This window comes from Nonomuraea sp. NPDC004186 (genome assembly GCF_053603495.1).
Map to the genome: position 1 here is coordinate 75061 of NZ_JBSGFQ010000056.1, position 11097 is coordinate 86157.

Here is an 11097-nt window from a genome sequence, read left to right on the forward strand (position 1 = left end):
GCCCCCACCACGAATGGCTGTCAGTGAGCCGAGTGGGGTTTGCAGATGGCCATGGATTGGGCGGGAAGGCGCAGGAAGCGGCCGTCCGCCATGACGGGGTCGTCCGAGGCCAGCAGCACCGTTCCAGAGGGCACCGGCACCCTGGCCGACTCCTGGGCGAAGTTCACCGCCACCGCCAGCGCCCCCCGCCACATCACCAGCCACTTCCCCAGCGGATCCACCTCCACCCTGACCCGGTCCATGCGCGGGTCGGACAGCTCGGGCAGGGCCTTGCGCAGGGCGATCAGGTCGCGGTACCAGCACAGCAGCGACCAGTGCTCCTCCTCCTTCACCTCGCTCCAGTCCAGTTTCGAGCGCAGGAACGTGTCCTCGTCCGACGGGTCGGGCGCGTCCCAGACGTACCCGAACCCCTCGAACTCCCGCTCCCGGCGCGCCGCCTCGCTCTCCCGCAGCGCGGTCTCCAGGTGATCGGAGAAGAACAGGAACGGCGTGCGCGCCCCCCATTCCTCTCCCATGAAGAGCATGGGGGTGAACGGCGAGGTCAGCAGCAGGCCCGCGCCCAGCTTGAGCGCGGGGACGGGCAGGCGGTCGCCGCCGGGGCGGTTGCCGATCTGGTCGTGGTTCTGGAGGCAGGCGACCAGCCGGTGGCCGGGTACGCCCGTGAAGGGACGGCCGTGGGAGCGGCCGCGGAAGGAGGAGTAGGTGCCGTCGTGGAGCAGTCCCGAGGTCAGCACCTTGGCCAGCGCCGACAGGGAGGCGAAGTCGGCGTAGTAGCCGTGGGACTCCCCGCTCACCGCGCAGTGCAGGGCGTGGTGGATGTCGTCGCACCACTGGGCGGTCATGCCCAGGCCGCCGGCGTCGAGCGAGCGCACCATGCGCGGGTCGTTCAGGTCGGACTCGGCGATCAGGGACAGCGGGCGGCCGAGCGAGCAGGCCAGCGCGTCCACCTCCCCCGACAGCTCCGCCAGCAGGTGTTCGGCGCGGCGGTCGTGCAGCGCGTGTACGGCGTCCAGCCGCAGCCCGTCGATGTGGTAGTCGCGCAGCCACTGCACCGCGTTGCCGATGAAGTACCGCCGCACCTCGTCGGAGCCCGGCCCGTCCAAATTGACCGCATCGCCCCAATAACTGCCCTTAAATCCGGAAAAATAGGGGGCGAAGGGGTGCAGGAAGTTCCCCGACGGGCCGAGATGGTTGTAGACGACGTCCAGGATGACCCCGATCCCCGCCTGATGGCACGCGTCCACGAACGACTTGAGCCCGTCAGGCCCCCCGTACGTCTCGTTGACGGCGTACAGATCCACCCCGTCATAGCCCCAGTTCCGTCCCCCGGGCACGGGCGCGACCGGCATGACCTCGACGAAGTCGACCGACAGCTCCACCAGGTGCGGCAGCTTCTCGATGGCCGCCGAGAACGTCCCCTCCGACGTGAACGTCCCCACGTGCAGCTCGTAGATCACCGCCCCCCGCAGGTCGCGACCCTTCCACTCGTGGTCGGACCACGTGAAGCGAGCGTGCTCGTACACGGCGCTCTGCCCGAAGACCCCCTCCGGCTGCCGGCGCGACCGCGGATCCGGGTACGGCCCTTCGCCGTCCACCTGGTACGCGTACCGCGTGCCGTGCGAGGCCCCCGCCACCTCGACCGACCACCAGCCCCCTTCCCCACGCGACATCGCGTGAGGTCCGCCCGCGGCGAACAGTTCGACAGCCGTGGCCTTCGGTGCCCAGACCTCAAAGATCATGTCGCTCCAGCAGTGAGACCGGATACTGACCGAGCAGGTGCGCGAGCGGGATCCGCCCCGTGTAGAGGCCGCCGGTGAGCAGGTCGCGCCAGGTCCCGCCGGGCAGCGTCAGGGACGTGGTGCCCCATCCGCACCGGGCCAGACGCGCGGGAAGCCGGGTGGCGACCGCGACGGCCTGCGGCCGCTCCCCGCGGGCGAAGGCGATCACGTGCGACGCCGCCGGCCCCTCCGCCCACAGCGGCCGGTACGGCGCCGCTCCCCCGAGACGGCGGCGCAGCCGCAGCGCCTGCGCCGTCACCAGCAGCTTGGCCGCGTCCCACGCGGTCTCGGGTTTGCGGGGGTACGTCACCGGCCGCCGGTTGTCCGGGTCGACCAGCGAGAAGTCGGTCGTCTCGTTGCCCTGGTACACATCGGGCACCCCGGGCATCATGAGCTGCACGAGCTTGGCCCCGAGCGAGTTGGACATGGCGTAGGGCTCGATCCGCGCGGTGAACTCACCGACGGGCTGCCGCACCGCCGCAGCCGCAAACTCCCGCAACCCGCGCTCATAGGACGGATCCGGATTTATCCAGGAAATGGCGGTCTTGGCCTCCCGCGCCGCCTTGAGCAGGTAATCCGTGAACCGCTCGACCGAGATCGGCCAGGCCGCCATGAGGTTCTGCCAGCCCAGATAGTCCAGATGGGGGTCGAAGCGCACCGAGGCCGACCACGACGCCACCGCCGCGGCCCACTCCTCGGGCAGCTCCGACAACACCGACAGCCGCGCCCGCACGTCCTCCGACCGCTTCGTGTCGTGCGTGGACAGCGTGGTCATCGTGTACGGCCGCAGCTCGGCGCAGAAGTCGTGGAAGTCCTCCACCGCCACCCCGAACGCGTCCGGCTCCCCGCCCACCTCGTTGAGGCACGCCAGCGGATACCACCGGTAGAGCGCCGTGTCCTCCACACCCTTGGCCATGACGGGCCCGCACGCCTGCTGGAACCGTACGACCGCCTCGTCCGGGCCGTACAGGACCTCGCGGGCCAGCGGCAGCACGGCGGGCGAGCACGCCTCGGCGGCCAGCTCGACGATCTCGACGGACTCGGGCGGCGGCGGCTCGCCGGGCACCACGTACGCGCGATAGACCGGCATCGCGGCGAGCAGCTCGCGCACGGCGGCGGGGTCCTGCGCGGCGGCCCTGGCCAGGCGCGCGACCTCGGCGCCGAAGAACAGGTCGATCACCTCCCGCTTGGCCTGCGCCATCACGGGCCGGTACTCGGAAGGTTGCCCGGTTATCTCGGCAAAAAGCTGGACGAGTGGGGCTTTGCCGTCGGGATCGACGAAGAGCCCGTTCACCCGGTTGAGCACGTCGTAGCCGCTGGTGCCGTCGCAGGCCCAGTCGCCCGGCAGCCGCTCGGGCCCGATGAGGATCTTCTCGACCACGGTCCAGGTCTCGCCCACCCTGGCGCGCAGCCGTTCCAGGTAGCCCCGCGGGTCGGCCAGCCCGTCGGGATGGTCGACCCGCAGCCCGTCCACCAGCCCCTCGTCGAGCAGCCAGAAGATCACCTCGTGCGTGGCGAACAGCACCGACGGATCCTCCACCCGCAGGCCGATTAAGGAGGACACGTCGAAGAAGCGCCGGTAGCCGGGCCCCTCGCGCCAGTCGACCAGCCGGTAGTGGCCGGGATAGGGGTAGGTGTGCCCGTGGTAACGCACCACGTCGCCGTGCACGTACGGCTCCGTGTCGTCGCCGAGCACGGGCAGCGCGACCTTCCCGTCCTGCCAGTCGATGTCGAACCAGCTCGCGTACGGCGAGGCGGGCCCGTCCTTCAGCACGGACCAGAACTGCGCGTTGACCGTGTTCATGTGGTTGGGCACGATGTCCACCACGACGCCCAGGTCATGGGCGGCGAGCTGCTGCGCCATCTCCCTGAACCCCGTCGCCCCGCCGAACTCCTCCCTGATCCTGGAGTGGTCGGTGGCGTCGTAGCCGTGCCGCGACTCCGGCGTGGACTGCAGGATCGGCGACAGGTAGACGTGGCTCACGCCGAGGTCGCGCAGGTAGCCGGCGATCTCGGCCACCTGGGCGAAGCCGAAGTCGGGGGTCAGCTGCACCCGGTAGGTGGAGGCCGGCCTAGACACGGCGCAACACCCGCACACTGCGTCCGGGCACCTCGATGGCCTCCCCGCCGCGGCACATCGGCGCGTCGAGCATGATCGGCATGGCGGTGTCGATCTCCGTGTGCCACATTTCGCCGTAGTCCTTGGGGATCGTGAACTTGATCATGTCGTAGTGCGCGTTGAACAGCAGCAGGAACGAGTCATCCCTGATCGGGCGGCCCCTCCGGTCGGGCTCGGTGATGGCGTCGCCGTTGAGGAACACGGCCAGCGACTTCGCGTATCCGACGTTCCAGTCGCCGTCCGTCATCTCCTCCCCGGACGGCGTGAGCCAGGCGATGTCGTTGAGCCCGCGTACCGGCTTGCCGTAGAAGAAGCGCCTGCGGCGGAAGACCGGATGCCGCTTGCGCAGCGCGGCCAGGCTCTGCGTGAACTCCAGCAGCAGCCAGTTCTCCCGCACGTCGGACCAGTCGACCCAGGTCAGCTCGTTGTCCTGGCAGTAGCCGTTGTTGTTGCCCTTCTGCGTGCGGCCGAGCTCGTCGCCGTGGGAGAGCATCGGCACGCCCTGCGACAGGAAGAGCGTGGTCAGGAAGTTGCGTTTCTGCTGCTCGCGCAGCGCCTCGACGGGGTCGTCCGCCGGGCCCTCCTCGCCGCAGTTCCAGGACCGGTTGTCGTCGGTGCCGTCGCGGTTGCCCTCCTTGTTGGCCTCGTTGTGCTTGCCGTTGTACGAGACGAGGTCCTGCAGGGTGAAGCCGTCGTGGCAGGTGACGAAGTTGATCGAGGCCGCGGGACGGCGGCTGTCGTCCTGGTAGAGGTCGCTCGACCCGGTGAACCTGGACCCGAACTCGGGCAGCGTGGCCGGCTGCCCGCGCCACAGGTCGCGGATCGTGTCGCGGTAGCGGCCGTTCCACTCCGTCCACCGCGACGGGAAGTTCCCGACCTGGTAGCCGCCCGGCCCCACGTCCCACGGCTCGGCGATCAGCTTGACCTGCGACAGCACCGGGTCCTGCTGCACCAGGTCGAAGAACGAGCTCAGCCGGTCGACCTCGTGCAGCTCCCGGGCCAGCGTCGAGGCGAGGTCGAAGCGGAACCCGTCGACGTGCATCTCGATGACCCAGTAACGGAGCGAGTCCATGATCATCTGCAGGACATGCGGCGAGCGCATGAGCAGGCTGTTGCCCGTGCCCGTGGTGTCCACGTAGTAGCGCGGGTCGTTGTCGACCAGCCGGTAGTAGTCGGGGTTGCCGATCCCCTTGAGCCCCAGCGTGGGACCGAGGTGGTTGCCCTCGCCGGTGTGGTTGTAGACCACGTCGAGGATGACCTCGATGCCCGCCTCGTGCAGCGCCCTGACCATGGCCTTGAACTCCAGCACCTGCCCGCCGCGCTGCCCCTGGCTGGAGTAGCGGTTGTGGGGCGCGAAGAACCCGATCGAGTTGTAGCCCCAGTAGTTGGACAGGCCGCGCTGCTCCAGGATGTGGTCGGTCACGAACTGGTGCACCGGCATGAGCTCCAGCGCCGTGACGCCGAGCTTGGTGAGGTGGTCGAGGATCTCCGGGTGGCCGAGCGCCGCGTACGTGCCGCGCAGGTGCTTGGGGATCTTGGGGTGGCTGACCGTCAGCCCCCGCACGTGAGCCTCGTAGATCACGGTGTCGTGGTACGGCGTCGCGGGCGGCCGGTCGTGCCCCCACCCGAAGAACGGGTTGATCACGATGGACCGCGGCACGTACGGGGCCGAGTCGGCGTCGTTGCGCGTGTCGGGCTGGCCGAACCGGTAGCCGTAGACCGCCTCGTTCCAGGCCACGCCGCCCTCGATGGCCATGGCGTACGGGTCGAGCAGCAGCTTGGCCGGGTTGCAGCGCAGCCCGCGCGCCGGGTCGTACGGGCCGTGGACGCGGTAGCCGTAGCGCTGGCCCGGCCCGATCCCCGGCAGGTAGCCGTGCCAGATGAATCCGTCGACCTCGGTCAGCGGCACCCGCGACTCGACGTTGTCCTCGTCGAACAGGCACAGCTCGACGGCGTCCGCGACCTCGGTGTAGAGCGAGAAGTTCGTGCCCGCGCCGTCGTAGGTCGCCCCGAGCGGATAGGGGTCTCCCGGCCAGATCTCGATCATCGAGGCTCCCTTGCGGTCTCTCCCCATGTTCCGTTCCCCCGCTCACCCGGACAAGCCGCTTTGTTCCTTCCCATCCTCACCAGGTCGTTATGCCAGTTGAACGAGGTGAGCCGTCCCCGACGGCGCGGTATCAGAGGCGACCCACGCTCAAAGCATGGTTTGCCGGCGCCGATCCCGGCAACGTGGTGGTGCCATGGGCGGCTTCAAGAGCTTCTTACTTCGCGGCAACATCGTCGAACTGGCCGTGGCGGTGATCGTCGGCGCCACCTTCAGCGGCCTGGTGCAGGCACTCGTCTCCGACCTGATCACTCCGCTGATCGGCGCCGTCACCGGCGGCAGGCAGCCGAACTTCGCCGACTACTCCTTCACCGTCAACGGCAGCCGGTTCAAGTACGGCGACTTCCTCAACCACCTCGTCACCTTCCTGATGGTCTCCGCGGTCGTGTACTGGCTGATCGTGGCCCCGATGACCCGGCTGATCAGCCTGCTCGACCGGAACAAGGACGCCACCACCAAGCAGTGCCCCGAATGCCTCAGCGACATCCCCGCCGAGGCCCGGCGATGCGCCGCCTGCACGGTCGAGCTGGTGCCGGATTCGGAGAAGCCCGCCTAACTTTGTCCGGCACGGCTTTCCGGTACATGGGTGCCGTGTCGCGCGAGTACGGTGCTTGTCCGTCAAGATGGACCGATGAGCGTTGAGTTGATGGTGTGGGACGAGCCGGTGCCCATCAGCAGGGACCAGGCCCGTGCCACCTATCTGGCGGTCAAGCGGGACTCCCCTGTGACCGGGGAGGCACCCGACGTCGCCAAGGAGATGCCCGGGGAGGTCACGATCTACGCGGGCCATGTGCTGGTGACGATGGACCTGGACACGATGGACGAGATGTCCGCGCAGGTGTTCACGATCGCGCGGGCGCACGGGCTGGTCTGCTACGACCCTCAACGCGACCTGGTGCACAACGTGGCGCCCCTGGGGGTCTACGAGGGCATGCAGCTCCACACGGGCGACGGCATGCTCGTCCACGACCCGGACCTCGGCCTGATCCACGACGTCCTCGCCACGCTGACGGCGCAGAACCCGTTCGTGGCCCTGGTCAACTTCGGGCGGCACTTCCTGCAGGTGTCACCCGGCTACGAGCTGGAGTACAAGGAGGGCACGCTCATCCGGACCATGGTGCCCGAGCTGGCGGAGGTGCAGGCCGCCTTCAACGAGTACGCCACGGGCGACCGCTCGTTCCTGACGCGCCACGAGTGGGCCTCCTAGATCACCTGCCTGAACAGCTCGGGATCCACATTCCCCCCGGACAGCACGACCACCGTGCGCCCGGTCGCGACCCGGCCGGACAGCAGCGCCGCCGTGGTGACCGCCCCGCTCGGCTCGGCCACCAGCCGGGCCGAGCGCGCCAGGTGCCCCATGGCGGCCTTGATCTCGTCCTCCGACACGGTGACGATCTCGTCGACCCGGCGGCTGATGTGCGCGAAGGTCAGCTCGGACAGCGCCGTACGCAGCCCGTCGGCGACGGTCCGGAACGTCCTGGCCGTCCCCCACTCCACGGGGTGGCCGGCGGCCAGGCTCTCGGCGGCGTCGGCGGCCAGCTCCGGCTCGACCCCGATCACCCGGACGTCGGGCCGCAGCGCCTTGACGGCCGTGCCGACCCCGGACGCGAGCCCTCCGCCGCCCACCGGCACCAGCACCACCTCGACGTCGGGCAGATCCTCGACGATCTCCAGCCCGACGGTGCCCTGCCCCGCGATCACCGCCCGGTGGTCGTAGGGCGGCACCAGCGTCAGCCCCCGCTCCGCCGCCAGCTTCTCGGCCACGACCTCCCGCTGCTCGGGCGGCACGACGACGACCTCGGCGCCCCACCCTTCGATGGCCGCCGTCTTCACCCGGGGCGTCCCCTCGGGCACGACGACCACGCACGGCACCCCGAACTCCCTGGCCGCGAAGGCGAGGGCCTGCCCGTGGTTGCCGGACGAGTGCGTGACCACGCCGTCGGGCCGCAGCGAGGCCACGGCGTTGTACGCGCCCCTGAGCTTGAACGCCCCGACGGGCTGCAGGCTCTCGGGCTTCACCCACGCCTCGCCCATCCGCACGAGCGGCGTCCGCACCGCCACTCCCTTAATCCGCCCGGCCGCCGTCCGAATGTCGTCGATCGTCACCAGCTCCATGCGATCACCCTACGGGCCGCCGGGATGAGGCAGGATCGGAGACTATGAGAACGCTGTACCCGCCCATCGAACCCTACGAGTCTGGCCTGCTCGACGTGGGAGACGGCAACCAGATCTACTGGGAGGTCTGCGGCAATCCCGAGGGAAAGCCCGCTGTCATGCTGCACGGCGGCCCCGGCGGCGGGTGCTCTGCCAAGCACCGGCGCCAGTGGGACCCGGAGCGCTACCGGATCGTCCTGTTCGACCAGCGCAACTGCGGCCGCAGCCTGCCCCACGCCAGCGACCCCGCCACCGACCTCGCCGCCAACACCACCTGGCACCTCGTGGCCGACATGGAGAAGCTGCGCGAGCACCTCGGCATCGACAGGTGGCAGGTCTTCGGCGGCTCGTGGGGCAGCGCGCTGGCCCTGGCGTACGCGCAGCGCCACCCCGACCGCACGACCGAGCTGATCCTGCGGGGGATCTTCACGCTGCGGCCCCACGAGCTGCACTGGTTCTACCAGGACGGCGCCTCCTACCTGTTCCCCGACCGGTGGGAGTCGTTCCTCGCGCCCATCCCCGCCGAGGAGCACGGCGATCTCATGGCCGCCTTCCGCAGGCGGCTCGAAGGGCAGGACGGGGAGGCCAGGCTGGCGGCGGCCAAGGCGTGGGCGCAGTGGGAGGCGGGCGCGATCACGTTGCTGCCCGACCCCGAGCTCGTCGCGTCGTTCGGCGAGGACAAGCTGGCCGTCTGCTTCGCCCGCATCGAGAACCACTACTTCCACCACAGCGGCTGGTTCGAGCCCGAGCAGCTCATCAGGGACGTCGACAAGATCCGGCACATCCCCGCCGTGATCGTGCAGGGCCGTTACGACGCCTGCACGCCCGCGGCCACCGCCTGGGACCTGCACAAGGCCTGGCCCGAGGCCGACTTCCACATGATCCACGACGCCGGGCACGCCTTCAGCGAGCCGGGCATCCTGGACCGGCTCATTGAGGCGACAGACCGCTGGGGTGGATCCGCAGCGTAGCGAGGACATCCACCTCAGCCCGCCGAGCGGGGCTCGGCCAGTGAACGCCGCGCAAGTCGTACCGCAGGGGTGACGGCCCCCACCGACAGCAGCGCGAACAGCGGCGCCAGCGCCAGGCCGAGCAGGAACCCCGCGGCCACGTCGTGCGGATAGTGCACGCCCACGAAGACGCGGGAGAAGGCCATGACCGCGGCCAGCGGCAGCACCACCCACGCGAGCGCCCGCCAGGCGAGCACGAGGGTGGCGGCGGCCCCGGCCGCGATCACCGAGTGGTTGCTGGGGAAGGACCAGTCGCCCGAGGGCGGACAGGCGGAGATCGTCGTGACCCCGCCCCGGCACGGCCGGTCCTCCCTGATGACGGTCTTGACGACCTCGCTCACGACGTACGCGAACACCACGCCGGCCGGACCCGCGATCACCAGTGCCAGGTCGCGGGCCGGAGCCCGCCACGCCCGGAACGCGGCCGCCGCGTACAGCGCCACGAACAGGAATAACCCGGCATCCGTCCCGACTTCGGCGAGGGTGTGCAGCCACCCGGGCGTGGTCAGGGCGAAGTCGACGATGTCGCGGTACACGTGTGTCCAATCCGTGAATGGGCAATGGACACGACCTTACGAACTCCCGCGGTCAAACGCCTCGACCATAAGGCCGAAAGTCGGGAAATGTCCTAAGAAAGAAGTTTGCGCGCGAGGGCGGCGTGCTGCATCTCCAGCTCGGCCCTGGTGATGAGCCCCCGGTCGAACGCCTCGGAGGTGGCGTCCCGCTCGGCGACGTAGTAGGCGGCCATGATCTCGCTGCGGAGCGGCGTGAACCCGCGCTCGACACAGGCGGAGAATATGGTCACTTTCTGCTCCACGGTGTCCGCGGCCACCGTGCAGGCCAGATCCCGCTCTTTGAGCTGTTGAACCGCTTCACGGAGAGTGACCGGACCATGGGTCCCGTTGAAACTCATGTCGAGGGTGATCTTCACTTCTTTGCCCTTCCGATGGTTTACAACGTTCCGATCAAGGCCGCGTATTCCCAGCTCAGAGCGGGTAGGAGGGCTCTCGTGATCGGAGAGCACGTGATCGTCGGCTACACGAACGACCCGGGCGGGCGCGACGCCCTGGCCCTGGCCGCCGCGATCACCCGGGTCACCGGCGGCGAGCTCACCGTCGCCACGATCTACCCACCGGGCAGCCCGGGGCTGGCGGTGGAGGCGCAGGCCAACCTGGCGCACGCGGCGGAGGAGCTCGGCCCGATCCCCGCCGGCTACCTCACGTACGAGAGCAGGGGAACAGGACGCGGGCTGTCGGTGCTGGCCAGCCGCATCAGGGCCGACCTGATCGTGGTCGGCTCGGCCGACGGCGGCCAGCACGGCCGCATCACCATCGGCGCCACCTCCAACCACCTGCTCCACCTGTCGTCCGAGGCGGTCATGCTGGTGCCCGCCCGGTACGTCCCGGTCGACGGGCCCGAGCGCCTGACGCTGGCGTACGTGCACCGGCCGCAGTGCGACGAGGCGGTGGAACGGATGGCGCAGGCGGCGCTGCGGCTGGGCATCCCGCTCCGGCTGATCACCCTCGACCTGCGCACGGAGGATCCGGGCAAGCTCAGGGACGACCTCGCGCTGGCCGTGCGGCTGGCCTGGGAGACCACCGGCATCGAGGCGGAGTCGGAGGTGGCCGAGGGCCACGACGTGACCGCCGCGCTGGCGGACGTGGAGTGGCTGCCGGGCGAGCTGCTGATCTGCGCGGCCAGCGAGGACGCGCAGCCGCACCGGGTGTTCCTGGGCGAGCTGGCCATGAAGGCGCTGCGGGCCTCGCCCTGCCCGGTCATCGTGCTCCCCCGCGGCTTCGCCTGACACCGCGACTGACACCGCGCCTGAAACCGCGTCTGAAACCGCGACTGACACCGCGACTGACACCGGCGCGCCGAGGCGCCCGAGCCGGCTCCCCGCCCCGCTCCGGCGCCGCGTCAGCGCGGCACGAG

The 11097-nt window shown here is 69.9% G+C and carries 10 protein-coding genes; 4 read left to right on the forward strand and 6 right to left on the reverse strand.

The annotated features are described in order from the left end of the window. Positions 1–20: 20 nt before the first annotated feature. Genes treZ through glgX form a run of 3 tightly spaced genes read right to left on the reverse strand, consistent with a single transcriptional unit; the run spans position 21 to position 5944 of the window. A complete protein-coding gene (treZ, locus tag ACWEPL_RS36980) occupies positions 21–1739 on the reverse strand; it encodes a malto-oligosyltrehalose trehalohydrolase (RefSeq protein WP_363962764.1) in 1719 nt (572 codons plus the stop codon). After that, entirely contained in the window at positions 1729–3858 is a 2130-nt protein-coding gene (gene treY / locus ACWEPL_RS36985) for a malto-oligosyltrehalose synthase (RefSeq protein ID WP_452438919.1), read from the reverse strand. The genes treZ and treY overlap by 11 nt, the downstream gene beginning before the upstream one ends. Then, positions 3851–5944: a glycogen debranching protein GlgX gene (gene glgX, locus ACWEPL_RS36990; protein WP_363962762.1), complete on the reverse strand. Its 2094-nt coding sequence runs from the start codon at positions 5942–5944 to the stop codon at positions 3851–3853. Before glgX ends, treY begins: the two co-directional genes overlap by 8 nt. Positions 5945–6137: 193 nt before the next feature. On the opposite strand from glgX, the gene mscL reads away from it, so the two are divergent. Further along, positions 6138–6557 carry a large conductance mechanosensitive channel protein MscL gene (mscL, locus tag ACWEPL_RS36995; protein ID WP_363962761.1) on the forward strand — a complete coding sequence of 140 codons (420 nt, stop codon included), beginning with the start codon at positions 6138–6140 and terminating at the stop codon, positions 6555–6557. Between the two features lie 75 nt (positions 6558–6632). Beyond that, positions 6633–7208, forward strand: a complete 576-nt coding sequence (locus ACWEPL_RS37000) for a hypothetical protein (protein WP_363962760.1) — start codon at positions 6633–6635, stop codon at positions 7206–7208. Here ACWEPL_RS37000 and ACWEPL_RS37005 read toward each other — a convergent pair. Further along, positions 7205–8116: a threonine ammonia-lyase gene (locus ACWEPL_RS37005; RefSeq protein ID WP_355191355.1), complete on the reverse strand. Its 912-nt coding sequence runs from the start codon at positions 8114–8116 to the stop codon at positions 7205–7207. The two genes, ACWEPL_RS37000 and ACWEPL_RS37005, sit on opposite strands and share 4 nt — an antisense overlap. 44 nt (positions 8117–8160) lie before the next feature. Here ACWEPL_RS37005 and pip point away from each other — a divergent pair, with 44 nt between their 5' ends. Then, positions 8161–9126 (forward strand): prolyl aminopeptidase, encoded by a 966-nt coding sequence (gene pip / locus ACWEPL_RS37010; protein ID WP_452438920.1) that lies wholly within the window; start codon positions 8161–8163, stop codon positions 9124–9126. A 14-nt stretch (positions 9127–9140) separates the two neighbouring features. Here pip and ACWEPL_RS37015 read toward each other — a convergent pair whose 3' ends face one another. Next, positions 9141–9701, reverse strand: a complete 561-nt coding sequence (locus tag ACWEPL_RS37015) for a phosphatase PAP2 family protein (protein ID WP_363962758.1) — start codon at positions 9699–9701, stop codon at positions 9141–9143. Between the two features lie 92 nt (positions 9702–9793). Then, on the reverse strand, positions 9794–10096 hold the full coding sequence (locus ACWEPL_RS37020; protein WP_363962757.1) for a hypothetical protein: 303 nt from the start codon (positions 10094–10096) through the stop codon (positions 9794–9796). Positions 10097–10174: 78 nt separating this feature from the next. On the opposite strand from ACWEPL_RS37020, the gene ACWEPL_RS37025 reads away from it, so the two are divergent. Beyond that, positions 10175–10969 carry a universal stress protein gene (locus ACWEPL_RS37025; protein ID WP_452438921.1) on the forward strand — a complete coding sequence of 265 codons (795 nt, stop codon included), beginning with the start codon at positions 10175–10177 and terminating at the stop codon, positions 10967–10969. The last annotated feature ends 128 nt before the right edge of the window (positions 10970–11097 follow it).

What these genes read in the sequence shown, in the direction of transcription:
- ACWEPL_RS37000 (WP_363962760.1), top strand. Translation starts at nt 6,633, where the DNA reads ATGAGCGTTGAGTTGATGGTGTGGGACGAGCCGGTGCCCATCAGCAGG.
- ACWEPL_RS37005 (WP_355191355.1), bottom strand. Translation starts at nt 8,116, where the DNA reads ATGGAGCTGGTGACGATCGACGACATTCGGACGGCGGCCGGGCGGATT.
- treZ (WP_363962764.1), bottom strand. Translation starts at nt 1,739, where the DNA reads ATGATCTTTGAGGTCTGGGCACCGAAGGCCACGGCTGTCGAACTGTTC.
- glgX (WP_363962762.1), bottom strand. Translation starts at nt 5,944, where the DNA reads ATGATCGAGATCTGGCCGGGAGACCCCTATCCGCTCGGGGCGACCTAC.
- pip (WP_452438920.1), top strand. Translation starts at nt 8,161, where the DNA reads ATGAGAACGCTGTACCCGCCCATCGAACCCTACGAGTCTGGCCTGCTC.
- mscL (WP_363962761.1), top strand. Translation starts at nt 6,138, where the DNA reads ATGGGCGGCTTCAAGAGCTTCTTACTTCGCGGCAACATCGTCGAACTG.